The 15,764-nt window shown below is 68.2% G+C and carries 15 protein-coding genes; 7 read left to right on the forward strand and 8 right to left on the reverse strand.

The window, feature by feature from the left end; translation table 11 throughout:
- Window positions 1-4: 4 nt before the first annotated feature.
- Complete coding sequence (locus ENSA5_RS28070) at window positions 5-640, reverse strand: PGRP and LysM peptidoglycan-binding domain-containing protein (RefSeq protein ID WP_146156195.1); 636 nt, start codon at window positions 638-640, stop codon at window positions 5-7.
- 119 nt (window positions 641-759) lie between these two features.
- Here ENSA5_RS28070 and ENSA5_RS28075 point away from each other — a divergent pair, with 119 nt between their 5' ends.
- Complete coding sequence (locus tag ENSA5_RS28075; protein ID WP_106394792.1) at window positions 760-1,317, forward strand: hypothetical protein; 558 nt, start codon at window positions 760-762, stop codon at window positions 1,315-1,317.
- Between the two features lie 19 nt (window positions 1,318-1,336).
- Here ENSA5_RS28075 and ENSA5_RS28080 read toward each other — a convergent pair whose 3' ends face one another.
- From ENSA5_RS28080 to ENSA5_RS38385, 4 genes are all read right to left on the reverse strand, one after another.
- On the reverse strand, window positions 1,337-2,287 hold the full coding sequence (locus ENSA5_RS28080; protein ID WP_106394793.1) for a DUF4349 domain-containing protein: 951 nt from the start codon (window positions 2,285-2,287) through the stop codon (window positions 1,337-1,339).
- A gap of 51 nt (window positions 2,288-2,338) precedes the next feature.
- A complete protein-coding gene (locus ENSA5_RS28085; RefSeq protein ID WP_181198225.1) occupies window positions 2,339-2,989 on the reverse strand; it encodes a CAP domain-containing protein in 651 nt (216 codons plus the stop codon).
- Window positions 2,990-3,303: 314 nt separating this feature from the next.
- The gene (locus ENSA5_RS28090; RefSeq protein ID WP_106394795.1) at window positions 3,304-3,813 is read right to left on the reverse strand and encodes a hypothetical protein; all 510 of its coding nucleotides are present in this window, start codon (window positions 3,811-3,813) and stop codon (window positions 3,304-3,306) included.
- A gap of 288 nt (window positions 3,814-4,101) precedes the next feature.
- A complete protein-coding gene (locus ENSA5_RS38385; RefSeq protein ID WP_181198226.1) occupies window positions 4,102-5,211 on the reverse strand; it encodes a hypothetical protein in 1,110 nt (369 codons plus the stop codon).
- Between the two features lie 135 nt (window positions 5,212-5,346).
- Here ENSA5_RS38385 and ENSA5_RS38390 point away from each other — a divergent pair, with 135 nt between their 5' ends.
- A complete protein-coding gene (locus ENSA5_RS38390; RefSeq protein ID WP_181198227.1) occupies window positions 5,347-6,177 on the forward strand; it encodes a YkgJ family cysteine cluster protein in 831 nt (276 codons plus the stop codon).
- A gap of 5 nt (window positions 6,178-6,182) precedes the next feature.
- On the opposite strand, the gene ENSA5_RS28100 is transcribed toward ENSA5_RS38390, so the two are convergent.
- Both ENSA5_RS28100 and ENSA5_RS28105 read right to left on the reverse strand, forming a co-directional pair.
- On the reverse strand, window positions 6,183-7,877 hold the full coding sequence (locus tag ENSA5_RS28100; protein ID WP_146156196.1) for an FG-GAP repeat domain-containing protein: 1,695 nt from the start codon (window positions 7,875-7,877) through the stop codon (window positions 6,183-6,185).
- A 62-nt stretch (window positions 7,878-7,939) separates the two neighbouring features.
- Entirely contained in the window at window positions 7,940-8,818 is an 879-nt protein-coding gene (locus ENSA5_RS28105; RefSeq protein WP_506737593.1) for a Cys-rich lipoprotein, read from the reverse strand.
- 431 nt (window positions 8,819-9,249) lie between these two features.
- Between ENSA5_RS28105 and ENSA5_RS28110 the strand changes: the two genes are divergently transcribed.
- The 5 genes from ENSA5_RS28110 (at window position 9,250) to ENSA5_RS38395 (ending at window position 15,550) form a co-directional block, all read left to right on the forward strand.
- Entirely contained in the window at window positions 9,250-10,161 is a 912-nt protein-coding gene (locus tag ENSA5_RS28110) for a tetratricopeptide repeat protein (RefSeq protein WP_146156197.1), read from the forward strand.
- A gap of 60 nt (window positions 10,162-10,221) precedes the next feature.
- Window positions 10,222-12,219 (forward strand): vWA domain-containing protein, encoded by a 1,998-nt coding sequence (locus ENSA5_RS28120; RefSeq protein ID WP_181198228.1) that lies wholly within the window; start codon window positions 10,222-10,224, stop codon window positions 12,217-12,219.
- The gene (locus ENSA5_RS28125) at window positions 12,216-13,814 is read left to right on the forward strand and encodes a serine/threonine-protein kinase (protein ID WP_106394800.1); all 1,599 of its coding nucleotides are present in this window, start codon (window positions 12,216-12,218) and stop codon (window positions 13,812-13,814) included. Before ENSA5_RS28120 ends, ENSA5_RS28125 begins: the two co-directional genes overlap by 4 nt.
- A 300-nt stretch (window positions 13,815-14,114) precedes the next feature.
- Window positions 14,115-15,092, forward strand: coding sequence for a hypothetical protein (locus tag ENSA5_RS28130; RefSeq protein ID WP_106394801.1), 978 nt, complete (start codon window positions 14,115-14,117; stop codon window positions 15,090-15,092).
- Between the two features lie 233 nt (window positions 15,093-15,325).
- Window positions 15,326-15,550, forward strand: coding sequence for an acyl-CoA thioesterase (locus ENSA5_RS38395; RefSeq protein WP_181198229.1), 225 nt, complete (start codon window positions 15,326-15,328; stop codon window positions 15,548-15,550).
- On the opposite strand, the gene ENSA5_RS38400 is transcribed toward ENSA5_RS38395, so the two are convergent.
- Window positions 15,547-15,764 (reverse strand): hypothetical protein (locus tag ENSA5_RS38400; RefSeq protein WP_181198230.1); only part of this gene is annotated, 218 nt, incomplete at its 5' end. The genes ENSA5_RS38395 and ENSA5_RS38400 overlap by 4 nt on opposite strands.

Genomic DNA, 15,764 nt, shown 5'->3' on the forward strand with positions numbered 1-15,764 from the left:
CGTCTCAGCTGTCGTGATGCTCGGCGAGCGCGGCGATCGTCGGCTCGTCGAGCTCGCCGCTGACGCTCACCTCGTGATCGGCCTGGAAGGCCTCGAGCGCCGCGCGGGTGTCGTCGTCGAGCTGCCCCGAGCTCGGGCAGCCGTAGCCGAGGTTGGTCAGGCGGGCCTGGGCGCCGCGGATCGTCTCGACCGCATCGAGCCCGCCGAGCTCGAGCTCGTACTCCCAGATGTCGTCGGCCTCGACCTCGACCTCGAGCAGCGCGCGCCGCGAGCCCGGCGCGACCCAGACCTCGACCTTGCCGTCCGAGTCGGTCGCGCCCTCGTGGCGGACGCCGTCGACGGTCAGCGTGTAGGCCCGGTCTGCGAGCGCCTCGCCGTCGTCGGACACGAGGACCGAGAGCTTGGCCGGGACGCCCTTGATCTTGAAGGTGTGGCTGCTGTCGAGGGCGAGCTTGGCCTGCTTGGGCTCCCTGTCCGGGATCACGATCACGTCGCCCGGCGCGAGGCTGTTGGGGTTGCGCCGCGCGGCCCGGAGCTCGGCGTTGTCGGGCGCCTGCCACAGATCGTCGGGGAACAAGCCATGGCGATGGGCAATGCTCGAGATGCACTCGCCCTGCCGAACTCGGTACGACGTCGCCATCGACGACGAAGGTATCAGCTTCGTCGCGCTCGGGGGCCTACCCGCAGGAGTGGTGAAGCGCGATCGATCGCGCGCCCTCCCCACTTTCGCTCGGGGGTCCGCGGTGGGACACTGCGTTTGTGATCGCCTGCAACATTCGGCTCGCCGGGGTCGAGTACATGTTCTGCGATGCTCGCCAGCGCGCGCCGAGCTCGGGCCGACGACTCACCGCCCGCGAGCTGCGCGGCCTCCTGGCTGCCCACGGCTCCAACCCGCGGGTTCGCGCCTTGCTGAGCGAGCTCGACCGCGCTCGACCCGAGCGCCTGCGCCACGACCTCGGACGCAGGCGCGAGCGGCCGTCCGCGCGAGCAGTCAACGCCCTGCGCTGCTACGAGCTCGACACCGCGATCCCAAAGATCTCGCCCACGGCGATCCCCGAGCTCGCGCCCCCCGTCGCCTCGACCTTCGAGCCCAGCCCGATGTTCGACGAGCAACCGCACTGGGTCGAGCTTTGCCTCGTCGGTGAGAACGAAGAGCCGATCCCTGGCGTGCGCTGCGAGGTCACCTTGCCGAGCGGCAAGGTCGTGCGCCGCCGCAGCGACCGTCACGGGCTCGTGCGCATCGAGGGCATCACGACCCCGGGGGCCTGCAGTCTGACCCTGCCCGATCTCGATCAGAACGCGTGGGAGCCCGCCTGAGCGCCCGCCCAAGTCGAGCTCAGCGGTAGTCCGTGGCCTCGACCCCGAGCTCGTCGACCCAGGGGAAGGGATCGTTGCTGCTCGGGATGTCCTGACCCGGCCCGCGCTCGGTCAGGCGCAGGATCAAGGTCGAGAACGCGATCGACTTGCTCAGCTCCCGCATCTGCGCGCGCATCAGCTCGAGCTCGAGGGTGACCTCGTCGAGCGCCCGGCGGATCTCGAGGGCCTGCTCGACCGACACCGCCTTGTCGAGCAGCACCTGCAGGTGCGCTTGCATCTGCGTGAGCACGCGGATCCGGGCCTCGAGATCGGTGTACTGCGCGGTCACGTCGAGGGCCTCGAGCAAGCGGTAGTCGACGACGCCGAGCTCGGCGACGGCGTTCATCGCCGCTTCGAGCTGCGCGGCCGGGATCCGCAGCACGACCTGGTCATCGATCCGCTGGTGGAGCCAGCCGCCGTAGCGATCGGGCAGGCTCTCGACGAACGCGAGGGCCTGCTCGAGGTCGTAGACGCTGACCTGCATCGTCGCGGTGTAGATGATCTGGCGCTTTTGTGCGCTCGTGGGCGCCTCGTCGAGCTCCGGGGCCTCGACCTCGAGGGGCGTCGACCTTGGTTCGGCGACGGTGCTGGTGTCGTCCGTGGCCGCTGCATCAGTTGGCACCTCGGCCAGCTCGGGCTCGCCTTTGTTGCGAGTGAACGACGCTTTTCGCTTCTTGGCCATCCGCGGCTCGGGCGGGGCCGGGGCCAGACTCTCGGCCATCACCTCTTCGGACACGTCGCTCCGATAGCCGTAGTCGCCCTCGGCCGCGTACCCGTCACCGCCGCCGTAGTCGTTGTAGGACGGCGCCGAGGGACCGTAGCTACCGGACTTGCTCTTGCACGCCGACAGCCACAGCGGCAGCGCACAGATCAACAGGGGGAGCAGGACCGCGAGGGCTCGGCGGGGACGGCGACTGGCTGCGGGTTGCATCGCCCGGCCATCATAGCGCGAGCGAGCGCGGGCGCTCGGCGACGATCCCCCTCACTTGAAGTTCTGCACGGCCCAGTAGTCGCCCCCACCGGTCTGGTAGAAGCCACACGCGACCTTGGTGAAGCTCGGGTTGCTCATATTGAGGAAGTGCCCGTGCTCCGAGAAGGGCTCGCCGGGGCCCTCGGCCCACATCTGCGCCAGGCAGCCATCGAGGAGCTGGTCGGGGGGCCCGGGCCAGCCGGGGCACTCGTTTTGGGCCGACTCCCCGCACGCCCCGAACGCCCCGTGCGGCGTGTTGGTCATCGCGTCACTCTCGGCCTCGTCGTTGGAGCAGACCTCGGCCTCGGTCCAGCGCTCGAGCGGGGCCAGGTCGAGGGTCGCGCGGTACATGTTGATGATCTCGACGCAGTAGTCGGCGTCGCCCTTGTAGGGGTTGCCGGGGTCGCCCGTGTCGCCGTCGCCCGTGTCGCCGTCGCCCGTGTCGCCGTCGCCGTCGCCCGTGTCGCCGTCGCCCGTGTCGCCGTCGCCCGTGTCGCCGTCGCCCGCGTCGCCGTCGCCCGCGTCGCCGTCGCCCTGGTCGGCGCCGGTCATCTCACCGTCGCTGGTCTCGGCCGCGTCGCCCAAGCTCTCGCCGTCCGAGACCTCGCCATGGCAAGCGAGCCCAGCCACACAGACACACGCGAGGAGACCAAGTCGGCGCATGCCCGGATGGTACCTCACCTCGACTGGAGCGTTCGCTACCGGCCGCGCAGCGGCCATGCGTGGAAAAAAGGCCCCCTCCGCTCCCCCCAAGCGCTCGCCTTGCGGCTCGTACGAGCCCTAAATCATTCAGCTTTTTCAATCCAACGCTTGATCTAGCAGCCCGGGGTGCAATGCCTCGCGCCGCCTCGCTTGGCCTGTTCACCGAGGGCTTTGTCGCCAAAACTAGCAGTACGCCCGGTACAGCGGCGTTTTGGCTTCGCGCCCTCGGCGAAAATTCCGGCGCGAGGCGACACGATGCATTACACCCCGGGCTGCTAGTCGATCGGCAGCTCTTGCTTGTACTGCGGCGGCGGCTTGAGCTTCTCGCGCCGGATGACGCGGACGCACGCGTTCCAGCGCAGGACGGCGTCTTCGTTGCCCTCGGGTCGGAGCTTCTCCGCGGCCTCGTAGAGATCCATGGCGTCGCGCAGGCCGTCATAAGCGAACGCTGCCGCGTGCCCGCGATCGAGAAAGCCAAGCGCCTCGCGCTCGGTGACCAGGCCGCGGTAATACAAGCGCGAGTACTCGTCGCCGAGCTTGTCGACGTGCTTCATGATCGCGGCCGTGCGCGGCGACTTGCGGATCCCGGCGTACTGATCGCTCATCGCCAAGATCAGCTCGAGCCGCGCATCCTCGTTGTCGGGCTCGACGGCGAGGATGTCGAGGCAGATGCTCTCGGCTTGGCGTGGATCGTTGAGATCCCGATATTTGCGCGCCTTGCCCAGCGCGTGGGCGATGCTCCCGTGGTGGATCTTCTTGAGCTCGAAGGTGTCTGACTCATTCATCTTGGACCTGTCGGTTCAAAGTGGCCGGGGCGTGTAATAACGATCAACGACCCGCTCCTTCATTGGAATAGCGGTCGCGAGGGTCCGCCAAGTGCGGGTAAATGTGTTGGCATTGGCATCCTGTTCCGATCCACGAGCTATCTCGCATTCTTACCAGAGCCGCGCATAACACGCAAGGAACCCAAGGCGCCATTTTGGTCTGCGAGGTTGGTCAATGGATAAATTTTTGCGCTGTACTGCCAAGGCTGTCGAGCCGGATAATTGCGCGAGTGATCCAGGGCGGCGGACTCACTCACTCGGCGCACGCTGCGCGACGCCCACAGATTGAGCGGCGCGCCCGACCAGCGCCTTCGAGGCCGCGCACACGAAATTGCGGCGGGTCGGGGGCGGGTCGCAGTAGCGCTCGAGCACGAGCTGATAGAGGCTCGCAGCGCGGGGGTCGTCGTAAAGATGGAGGACCCGGGCGAACAGGTAGAGGCGCCAGGGATCCTCGATTCGGGCGAGGCTGGCCTCGTCGAGGGCCGGGGCGCGAACCTCGAGGCTGACCGGCAGCGTCGGGGCTCGACGTTCGGGCACCAACACGATCGATGTGACGGTGCTCTGAGCGTAGAACGAGGCCGGATGCGGCGCCCTCCCGGGCACCCCGGGCACGACGGCGGGCGGCGGATCGCCGAGCTCACCGAGCAAAGGCGCGGCCCTCGGCCGCGAGGGATCGACGGTGAACGCCGGAAAGTTGGACCACGCGTCGGCGAAGATCGGCTGGTCGAGGGTCGGACCGGTGACGAGCACGAGCTCGTGACCGCTGCGAATCGAGGCCATGTTCACGTCGAGCTGCGGGGCCCAGGCCAGCGCGGGCTCGAGCGCGGTGTCCAAGAGCAGCGCGAGCAGGTGGTTTTGCCCCTCGCAGTTGGTGCCGCCGCGGACCAGACGCGCGAACACGCCGTCGCCAAAGCGCGGATCGCCGACGTAGGCCAAATAGCCGATCTCGTCCTCCTCGGCTCCAAAGTGCTCGATCTTGATCTCGAGCTGGTTGAGGGTCTTGGCCCGGACGACGCTCGTCGCTTCGCGCGCGAGGCCCTCGGGGTCTCGCTCGTCAAAGCCCGCGAGCTCGCGCTCGACCCAGGCCCAAGCCAGGGTCTGGCCCATCGCGAGGACAAACTCTCGATCGCGCTTGGGGAGGCCTTCGAGCCAGCTCTCGAACCCATCCTCGCCGCTGGTGAAGTACTCCGGGTAGCGATCCACGAACCACAGCGCGGCCTCGACCGGGGGCACCTCGAGCTCGACTCGGAAGCGCGCGGGCGGCTCGGGCGGCGGCGGCAGCCACAGGCCCATGAAGATCGCGGCGAACCCGAGGATCGCCGCCAGCGGCAGCGCAACACGCCGAGGCGGGATGTTCACAGGGCATCCCCCGCCAGGTCGGTCCCGCCCATCGCCGCGAAGATATCACTCAGGCCAGCGACGCGGCTGGATCTACGCTCGGTGCCCACGACCTGCGCAGTTGCGTGGCCCCCGACGCGATGCGAAAAAGCGCCGGTGCCCGGGCTGTTCGACAAGCTCCTGCGCCGACGCAAACTCGGCGTCTCGGTCAGCCGTGAGGTCGCCGAACGAGCGTCGGACCACTTGCTGGACATGGACGAGGCCCTCGAGCAGCTCGCCGAGCTCCCGGGCCTCGAAGACTTCAAGCGCACGCGCGAGCTCCCCGCCGAGTTCTTGCCGCTGTGGGACCGGGCCCTCGCCGCCTACGACGCCTATGTCCAGACCATGACGACCGGCCCCCGCGCGCTCGCGGTCCGCTGCCAGGCTGGCTGCGCGGCCTGCTGCCACGACGTGCCCACGGGCGTCCAGGCCGTCGAGCTCCTGGCGATCTACGCCAGCTACCGCGAGTTCGACGACTTCGCCGCGCTCCACAACCAGGCCTGCGATCTGTCCGACGAGCTCACGGCCCTGCTCGCGAGCGAGGCCCCGGGCGAGGCCATGGTCCGGTCCGACAGCCCCGAGTACGCCCGCGCGCAGCTGGCCTACCGCAAGTCCCGGCGCCCCTGCGTGTTCCTCGACGAGGACCAGCGCTGCCGGATCTACGCTCGCCGACCGCTGACTTGCCGGATGCACCACGCGATCACGGATCCGAGCTGGTGCTGGGTCGATCACGACAAGGCCGAAGACGCGGTCACGCCCCGGCTCGAGCCGCCGAGCGACATCCTCGGCCACATGAAGACCATCGCCGCCCGCCTCGATCTCGAGCTGCCCACGACCTTGTTTGGCGGCCTCGGGCTGCTCGGCGGGCAGGTCATGCAGACCCAGCCTCTGACCGTCCGCGACGAGACCAAGACCAGGCGTCGCGCGCGACCGAAGTACCGGCGTTGAGCATCTCAGCCCTCGGGCTCGGGCAGGCACACGCCGTCTTCGGCCTGCGCCTGAGTCCGGAAGGTGTTGAGGTAGTCCCAGGCCGGCAGCTCCTGCGCGGGGATCGTCGCGTCCTCGCGCACGTTGGTCACGTGGTAGGTGTGCTGATTCCAGATCCGCCGGGCCGGGACCCAGCGATCTTCGGCGTCGCCGATGACCTGGACCGTGGCCGAGTTGCCGGGCAGATCGCTCTCGGACACGACCACGAGCTCGGCCGAGCCGTCGTTGTCGACGTCGGCGACGACCGGGTACTCGGTCGTGGTCCGGCTCAGGCGCGGGACCTCAACGACGACCTCGCCGGCGTCGTCGAACACGAACAGCGAGACCTCATCGCCGTAGATCGCCTCGGCGCTGCCGTCACCGAGAAAATCGAAGGCCGTGCCGCCCGCGCTCCCGCTCAGGTCGGCGACCGGCGCGGCCCAGACCAGCGAGAAGTCGCCGCGGATCACGTTGTAGTGGTTGGCCGAGCTGACCGCGAACTCCGATGAGCCGTCGGCCGTGAAGTCGTGAATCGCCGCCGGACGCCGCCAGTTGTTGCTCGCAACCGGATCGCCGCCGGGCGTCTGGTGAATGAAGGTCGGGGTCCCGTCGTGCTCGAGCAAGCTGAGCCCGTCGGGGCCCGAGAGCAGGACCTCGGGCAGCCCGTCGTCGTCGAGGTCGCCGACCTGCGCGTGGCTCGGTGAGATGTTGAAGTTCTCGTAGTAGACCGAGCCGTCGTGGTGGTAGGCGCTGCGGCCGATGATCAGCTCGAGGTCGCCGTCATCGTCGAGGTCGGCGGCTGCGCTCGCGTGATAGAAATTGAGCGGCTCGCCGTCCTTTTGGAAGATGACGTTGCCCTGGTGGTCGAGCAGCCCGTTGCCCAAGAAGATCTCGACGTCGCCGTCGTTGTCGAAGTCGGCCAGCCCAAACGCCGGTCGAAACGAGCTCAGCCAGGGGACCGCGACCTGCGACTGGACCATGCCGTCGTGCGAGAGGATCACGAGCTGGTTTTGGCTGGTCCCGGCGACGATCTCGGGCAGCCCGTCATCGTCGACGTCGCCGATCGCCGGGACCTGGGAGAAGGTCAGGCCGAGCTCGAGGTCCCAGTGGACCTCACCGGTGGCGCCGTCGAGCACCCACAGCCGCTCGGGCGCGTTGTTGAGCCCGTCGTGGGTCATGACCACGACATCGGGCACGTCGCAGAGGTCGACGGCGTCGTCGTCGTTGTCGTCGGTCAGGTTGGCGACGAGCGGCGTGGTGATCGCGTTGACGTGGAGCCCCTCGCCGAACCACTCCCACTGAACCTCGGGGTCGAAGCTCCCGGCGGTCGCGGACTCTTCGCAAGGCGGGATCGCGTCGAGCTCGCCCTCGTCGACGGTGCAGCTCGGGCCGCCGCTGTCGCCGCCCTGATCCGGCGTCGGGCTGAGATCGAAGAGCGTCATACCGCTCTCGTCGCCGTCGCCCGAGTCGCCGTCACCGTCGCCCGAGTCGCCGTCACCGTCGCCCGAGTCGCCGTCGCCGCTGCCCGACTCGTCGCCGGACTCGGTCTCACCGGCCTCGGCGCTGAGCTGGGTCGCCCCGCCCTCGACCACCCCGTCCTCGGCCGAAGAGTCACCACAGGCGACCAGCGCCAGGCCAGGACCGAGCAAGAGCACGAGCGGAGAGACACGACGAGTCAGCATGTTCATGGCTCCCCCTTGGCGTTGTCGGCCAGCCCGTGCCCCAACGATTGGCCTGGCTCGGCTCAGCCGCCAGCCAGGGCGCAGAGGCCCACGTTCTCGAGTCCGGGCGGCGCCGTGCCTTCGTCGTAGAAGGCGATGCACTCCGTATCCGGCACCGGACACGTCGGATTGTCGATCTCACACCAGGACGCGCAGCAGGCCGAGCCCTGGCAGCTCGGGAGCGCCTCGGCGTCGGCGCACAGGTGGCCCGGAAGGCAGTCGTTGATGTAGCCGCAGGGCTCGTTGGTCATGATGTCGCCGGCCGGGTCGCAGTTGAATTGAGCCCCGTCCCAGAAGCAGCCCGAGCCCTCCTGCGCGCAGTCTTGAAGGAGCGGATCGCAGGCGTAGACGCACAGCAGCAGCGAGCCGTCGTTGGAGATCGAGCAGTTGAACTGCTCCTCGCACAGCGGATCGTCGGGGTTACCCGTGCACAGCGGAATGCAAATACCGACAGCTTCCTCGTTGGTGTAATAACACATGAAGCCGACGTCGCAGTCATCGGTGCCTTCACTTGCGCCGTTGTAGGTGCACGCGTCACCGGTCTGACCGCTGCCGAGCAGCGGCACGCACTTGTTGGCGTTCCACGTGTCAGAGCCCGCGTTGTAGGCCGCGCACTTCTCGTCCTCGGGGCAATCTTGGGCCCAGGGGTCGCAGGTGTTGGCGCCGGGGATGTCGGTGTTGGGCACGAAGCCGCCCGTCTCGTCGTCGCCGGTGTCCGGGGTGCCGGTGTCCTTGCCACCGCCGGTCTCGCCAGTCTCGCCGGAGTCACCGTCGCCATCGCCGGACACGGCGGTCGAGGCGCCCGTGTCGGACGGCTGCTCGTCCTTGCCACAGGCCGAAATCACGAGAGTGCTGGCACAAAGGCCGACACCCAGAAAAATTGTAAGTTGATGCTTCCTCATTGTCCCCTCGGCAGCCGACGGTACACCAAGCGCGAGAGGATTGGGAGTCTTCGTGTACAAGTTTTGCCACTTCCGGAGCTCCCGGAACGGGGCGAGCTCGCCGCGGAGCGTGGCTGTGACCCCGAGCCACAACCACAGGCACAAGAGATCACACCTGCGCGTCGGAGCCTCATGATCGACGTAGTCGGTGCGCGAAATGGAGCAGCCCGACGACGTCGGCGATCTTCGCGGTCGTCCTGGCCCTCGACGGGATAGCGACGCGGATCCACGTCCACGGCCAGTGACCCGCAGGGTCCCTCGCTCGCTAGCGATGGCCACATGATGAGCGAGTAAAGCGGCGGCCAGATCGCCGCTCGCTCGAGCCGATGCACGCACTCTCTCTCGCACTCACCTTGATGCTGGGGCCAGAGGTGGCCGAACACCAGGGCGCCGTGACGCAGCTCCTTGCGGCCCGTGACCGCGCCGCGTCCGACGACCACGATCTCGCCATCGCGCGCCTCGAGCGAGCGCTGCGGGAGATCTCGCGCTTCCCCGAGCTGCTCGCCGAGGACGCCGGCCTGCAGACCGTGGTCTCCGACGCGCAGATGCGGCTCGCGTGGCTCTACCTCGCCACTGGCGATCGAGGCCGCGCGACGACGGTCATGGACGAGGCCCTGCTGACGACCCGGGGTCAGCTGAGCGAGCCCCGCGGGTTCGGGCCGGCCCTGCCCAAGCTCTACGCGCGCAGGCTCGAGCGACTCGAGCTCGGCGGACGCGGGACGATCGAGGTGAGCTGTTCGGTCCCCTGCCGCGTGCTCGTCGACGAGCGCGCCGCGACCAACCCGACGGCGCCGCTGTACCTCGGGGTCCACCGCGTCTGGATCAGCGCCATCGACGGCAGCGTGGAGCCCGTGCTCGAGGAGATCGATCTCGACGTGGACGGCGCGCGCTTGAGCTATGGCTCAGCCCTCGTGGAGCCCGCGACCACGGCCGTCAGCGAGGGCCCGGACGCGCAAGAGCGCAGCGAGCCAATCGGCCCCACGACTGCAGCCAGGCCGCAGCCGCGCGAGCCGAGTCGAGCCCCGACCTCGGACGATCAACCGAGAGAGGAAACGCCGCGGCCTCCGTGGGTGTCGCCGTGGGCGTCGGGCTTCGGCCTTGCGGCTGGGGTCGCGCTCGCCAGCGTCGGCGGGATCCTGCTCGCCAGCCCGCGAACCCACAGCAACTTGCCAGCGGCCATCCCGCTGCTGACCATCGGCGGCGCGGCGATGGTCGGCTTCGGAGCCGTGCTCGGCGTCGACCTCGTCAGGATCCACAAACAGAAGGGGCGCCAGGCGATGGTCACCTGGACGCTGCGATTCTAGGAAAACAAGCTTATGAATGGACCCAAATCTGGGGAGAGGCTCGCGCTCGCGTTCGCGTTTTTGACCGCGTGCATTGTGACCGACAACCCGATGTACGTTGCTTCGAACGGTACCACCGCGGACTCAGGCGACAACGACGATGCCTCGTCAACGACGGAAGACGACGGGCATTTTGGCACCGACGGCGCGGGGAACTCCGAGACCAGCGGCGGCGGGGATACCAGCGGCGGCGGGGATACCAGCGGCGGCGGGGATACCAGCGGCGACGGCGATTCCAGCTCCAGCTCCAGCGGCGACGACGATGGCGACAGTTGCGAAGGCGACGACGACGGCAACGGGGACGGCGACGACATCCCGGATTGTCCCGTCGAGGAGGAGTGTACCTTCAAGAAGCCCAACATCATGTTCGTATTGGACTATTCGACGTCCATGAACGCGATCTGGGACATGAACAACAACAAGACCCGATGGGAGGTCACCGTCGCGGCAATTCAGCAGACCGTTCAACCCGGCAGCTTTCTCAGCCAGAACACCCACCTGGCCCTGATGCGCTTCGGTCACGACCCCGCCGCCTCGGAGGGCACGATGATCGCTGGCGACCTGTCGGGCATCATCGACGGCCAGGCCCTCGACATCCAGTGGGACGACGACAACAACGAGTACCTGCCGTGCAACGGCCAGGCGCTGGTCGACTCGCTCAACAACGTCGACGCGCCCATGCAGGGCATGGAGTTCGGCATCGGCACCTGGACCAAGGGTGCCCTCGACGCCGTCGCCGCCGAGATCGCCCAGACCAAGGCCGATCACCCCGACGACCAGGACATGCCCGGCCGCGCCTACGTCAACGTGCTGTTGACCGACGGTGAGTGGACCGGCATGGACGGCACGACCCCGCTCGCGCCGGCCAACCAAAACCCCGCGATCACGGCCGCGGACCTCTACGACAACCAGGACATCCAGACCTTCGTGGTCGCGGTCGCCGGCGATCCCGACGCCGAGGCAGCGGCCGACGAGACCGCCGCGGCCGGTGGCACCACGGAGGCGATCGACGGCGACACGCCCGCGCTTCTCAGCAAAGCCCTCGCTGGCGTCGTCCAGAACATCACCGACTCGGTCGTCGCGCCCGCGTGCGTCGGCGGCCTGCCGCGCGTCATGATCCTGCTCGACGCGTCGTCCTCGATGCTCAACGTCAACGGCGGCACGCAGGCCGGCGCGATGGGCGAGACCGGCTGGGATCAGGCCCGCGACGCCCTCTCGGGCGACATGTCGCTGTTCGACATCGACGTCGGCATCGGCGCGGCCGAAGACGTCACCCACCTCGGCCTCGCGGTCTTCGGTCACAACCAACCCGCGCCCGGCGAGCAGACCATCCTCGTCGACTACGGCCCCTGCATGAAGGACAACTTCGGCTGGGCCCTCGATCCGAACACCTCATGCGAGATGCCGGGCTGTGACGATCCGTGGGGCGGCCCGCCGATCTCCTGGACCTTCCAGGACGGGACCCTCGAGCCGCCCGGCTTCGACCAGGCGACGACCAGCCACATGCCTCAGTGTGGCGGCGGCGCGGAATTCTGCTCGGGCTCGGGCACCTACACCCACCTCGGTCTGCAGCGCATCAAGAACAACCAGGCGGCGTATCACGCTGCCGCGTTGATGCCGATGGCGCAGTACCCGACCAACGATCAGACGATCTACTTCAACATCCTGATCACGGACAGCCAGTACAACCTCTACTCGACCGACGCCCAGGTCTCGGCCGAGCTGACGGAGATGTACAACAACGGCATCACGACCTACGTCATCGGCTTCGGTGACGGCGTCAACACGCCTCAGGCGATGACGCAGCTCAGCAACATGGCCGACTGGGGCTCGGGCGGCACGGAGAACTACTTCGACGCCGACAACCAGGCCGATCTCGAGGCCGCGCTGGCCGCGATCTTCGCCAACCTGGTGTTCGACCCCTGCTGCGCGCTCAACGACTGCTCGGACAACCCCGAGCCCACCACCATGGAGCCCGACCCCATCCCGATGGCCGACGGCGGCGATGGCTGCCCATGACTATAGACAAGATCGGTCCCTATCAGCTGATCCGCCGCCTCGGCTCCGGCGGCATGGGTGAGGTCTGGATGGCCCAGCGCGCCGGCCTCGGCGGGGCGTCCAAGCACGTCGCGCTCAAGCTCCTGCGCCACGATCACCTCGACAACGACAAGCTCCGCCTGATGTTCCTCGGTGAGGCGCGCCTCGCCATGCTGCTCAACAACTCGAACATCGTGCAGGTCTTCGACGTTGGCGAGGACGAGCAAGGGGGGTGCTACATGGCCATGGAGTGGGTCGACGGCCTCGACCTCGCCCAGCTGACCCGGGCGCTGTGGTCCCGCGGCGAGCAGCTCCCGCAGCCGCTCATCGCCTACATCATCGGTGAGCTGCTCAAGGCGCTCGCCTGCGCCCACGACTTCGTACACGAGGGCAAGCAGCGGACGATCGTTCATCGCGACGTGACCCCGCACAACGTCATGTTGTCGGTCTGGGGCGAGGTCAAGATCATGGACTTTGGCGTCGCCCGCATGGCCTCGGAGGAGACCAGCGGACTCCACGCCAAGGGCAAGCTGCGCTACATGCCGCCGGAGCAGCTCGTCGACGAGGCGCGCACGCCGACCATCGACCTGTTCACCGTCGGCGGCATCCTCCACGAGCTCCTCGACGGCCGGGGCTTCCGTGAAGCGGTCGTCGACGAGGCTCGGCTGTTCGGCATGGTCATCCGGGGCGAGGTCGATCCCCTGCGCGCCCCCAACACCGTCCCCCCGGAGCTCGAGACGCTGCGCCGAGGGCTGCTCGCGGCCGCGGTCGAAGATCGCATCCCGTCTGCCCGGGATGCACACCAGATCCTGGCACGCTGGCCTGGCTACCGCGACGCGAGGTTCGAGCTCCAGGATCTCGTTCGGCAGCTGACGCGGTCCCAGTCACCGATTCAGACCGCCGATCCCAACGCGCACACGACCGCGCTGACGCGCCAGTTCGAGGGCACTGGCCGCAGCGCCTCGGTCCGAACCTCGGTCAAGAGCCACGCCCCCACCCGAGACTCGAGCTCAGCTCAGCTCCGCAGCTCGGAGCGCCGCAACCCCAGCCTCGCTCTGCGTGCGCTCGCGCTCGGCGGGCTCGTCAGCGGACTCGGCGGGGCCGCCATCGCTTGGCACACCTACGCCGACCGACCGACCGTGGAGGCCCTCGCCTTTCCGACCCTGCTCGACGACCCAGCCCCCACCAAGGTGGCCCCGCGCGTGCCGTGGCTCGACAGACCGCCGCCGCCTCCCGACGACATCCAGCCCGAGCCCGAGCCCGAGCCCGAGCCCAAGCCCAAACCCAAACCGAGCTCCAAGCGTAGCCCAGCCAGAGCCAAGCAAGAGCAGGTCGGTGTGACCGTGCGAGCGCCTGACTTCTTCTTCGTCGAGATCCGCGTCGGCACCAAGCGCGTCGAGCTCGACAAGATGGTTGGACGTCGCGCCAACATCAAGCTCGACCCAGGCCGCTACTCTGTCGACTACCGCGAAGATCCCCACGACGAATGGCGGCACGCGGGCTTCGTCGAGCTCAACGCCAACACGCCTACTTTGGTGAAGCTTGGTCAAGATGCCTCGCTGACTGTCATTGAGTAAGCGGGGGCGCGCGCGCTCGCCGTGTCGCGCAGCGCTCGGCGGCCTCCGTCACCAGCGGGATCCAGCCTTCGGGGTCGGCGAGCTTGCGCCCGGCGGCCTCGCCCGTCATGCGGTGAAGCTGTCGAGGCACGAAGCGCACGGGCCCTCGACCCAGGTGTGGTGGCCGACCTTGACCGCCCTCGCCTGGCCCGGCGACGGGCCAGCGACCCGCTGGCGGGCCACTCCTGCGGCGCGGTCGGTGCCAAGTCATCGTAATGACTGCATTCACCCCTGGCCCGCTGATTGCGAGTGGAAGCCCCCATGGTCCAGCTCGAGCAACTCGCCAGCGCCCACGAGAGCCTCGTCGAGCTCCTCCGAAACATGCCCCGGCGCGCGCTGGCCGAGATCGTCTGTGCCGCAGGCGGGGTCTCTTCAGACAACATCGCCGAGATCCAAGAGCGCACCCCGAGCGTCGAGGTCTCCGGCCTGGCCCGGGCCGCCCGCAAGGCCGCCGCCGACCTCGTGCTGGTCGTTCACACCTTCGATGGCAAGCTCCTCGTGATCTGGATCTTCGAGGTTCAACTCAGCTGGAACGCCGACAAGCGCTGGATCTGGGCGTTGTTGCAAGCCGCGTTCGCGGCCGAGTCTCGCACCGATGCGCTGGTGGTGGTCGTCGCACCCAGCCCGCGACTTCGAGATCGGATCCGAAAGAAGCTGATGCCGCAGGTCGCGCCACCGCTGATCCTGCTCGAGCCGGATCAGATCAAGCTAATCGACGACGCAGACGAGGCACGCCGCCGCCCGCTCGAGACGATCCTCGGCGCCGTCTACCACGCCCGCGAAGACTCTCCATTCTCCCTCCGGGTGGCCGGGATCCGGGCCGCACTGCTTGCGCTGCAGACACTCGATTCCGCGAGTTGCCGGCGCTACACTGTACTCGTCATGTCGATCGCACCCACCGCCGTCGTTCAACAGGCCATGAAGGAGCTGCGCGAGCGTGGCGAGCTCGACGAAGGCCGCTTCGAGACCTTCACCGAGATGGAGCGCGAGGGCTACAGCTTCAATCACGGTCGTGAAGAAGGTCGTGACGAGGGTCGTCAAGAAGGTCTGCACATCGGTCAGCTCCTGACCCTGCGTCGGGCGCTCGTCGACATCCTCGAGATCCGAGGCTTCGCCGTGAGCGTGGGGCTGCGCGAGCGAATCGAGACCTGCGGCGACCTCGAGACGCTCGAGCGCTGGTACGCCGGGGCCCGCTCCCTCGCTGTCGACGCGCCCCTCGATCAGCTCTTCGACGGCTGACGCTCGGCTGCGGCGTCAAAAACACCGACGCGGTCGCGCCACGCAGTGAACTTCGGCGAGCTCGCTCCCTTCAGCATCCTCCACAACGCTCGCGACCTGCTCCTGTTCGAGCGCGCGCTCGGGGCGTTTTGGATGGACATCGGCTGGGGCGCGTTTCAAGACTCGGACCGGCCCGAGCAGCTTCACCTCGTGGGTCACAACGGCATCGAAGACCTCTCGCCGGTCCGAGGCGCGTGCAAGGTCGCGTTCGCGTCGGCGTGGCTGCGAGCGGTCGGACCTCGCTCGACTTCGGGTTTCGGATGCTACCGATGGACCGCGACCTCGACCATGCCCGAGGGGTCCGCACGATCGTCCACGTCGATCCGACTACGCTCGAGCCCAAGCCGTGGAGCGACGAGTTTCGCGCGGCGATGGCCGACGGGCTCGGGCCTGCCGCCGCTGTCCCAGTGATGTCCTAGTCATCGTCGTCCTCCTCATCGTCCTCCTCCTCCTCGTCATCGTCCTCCTCCTCCTCATCATCGTCGTCCTCCTCCTCCTCCTCCTCATCATCATCGTCGTCGTCCTCCTCCTCCTCATCATCCCCGTCCCTGTCGCCGTCCCCGTCGCCATCCCCGTCGCCATCACCGTCCCCATCGCCATCGCCATCGCCATCGCCGTCGCCATCGCCATCGC

Source organism: Enhygromyxa salina, from assembly GCF_002994615.1.
Classification (GTDB): Bacteria; Myxococcota_A; Polyangia; order Nannocystales; family Nannocystaceae; genus Plesiocystis; species Plesiocystis salina_A.

Coding starts and splice junctions, on each gene's coding strand:
- ENSA5_RS28070 (WP_146156195.1), bottom strand. CDS start 640: ATGGCGACGTCGTACCGAGTTCGGCAGGGCGAGTGCATCTCGAGCATT.
- ENSA5_RS28080 (WP_106394793.1), bottom strand. CDS start 2,287: ATGCAACCCGCAGCCAGTCGCCGTCCCCGCCGAGCCCTCGCGGTCCTG.
- ENSA5_RS28085 (WP_181198225.1), bottom strand. CDS start 2,989: ATGCGCCGACTTGGTCTCCTCGCGTGTGTCTGTGTGGCTGGGCTCGCT.
- ENSA5_RS28090 (WP_106394795.1), bottom strand. CDS start 3,813: ATGAATGAGTCAGACACCTTCGAGCTCAAGAAGATCCACCACGGGAGC.
- ENSA5_RS28100 (WP_146156196.1), bottom strand. CDS start 7,877: ATGCTGACTCGTCGTGTCTCTCCGCTCGTGCTCTTGCTCGGTCCTGGC.
- ENSA5_RS28105 (WP_506737593.1), bottom strand. CDS start 8,818: ATGAGGAAGCATCAACTTACAATTTTTCTGGGTGTCGGCCTTTGTGCC.
- ENSA5_RS28125 (WP_106394800.1), top strand. CDS start 12,216: ATGACTATAGACAAGATCGGTCCCTATCAGCTGATCCGCCGCCTCGGC.
- ENSA5_RS28130 (WP_106394801.1), top strand. CDS start 14,115: ATGGTCCAGCTCGAGCAACTCGCCAGCGCCCACGAGAGCCTCGTCGAG.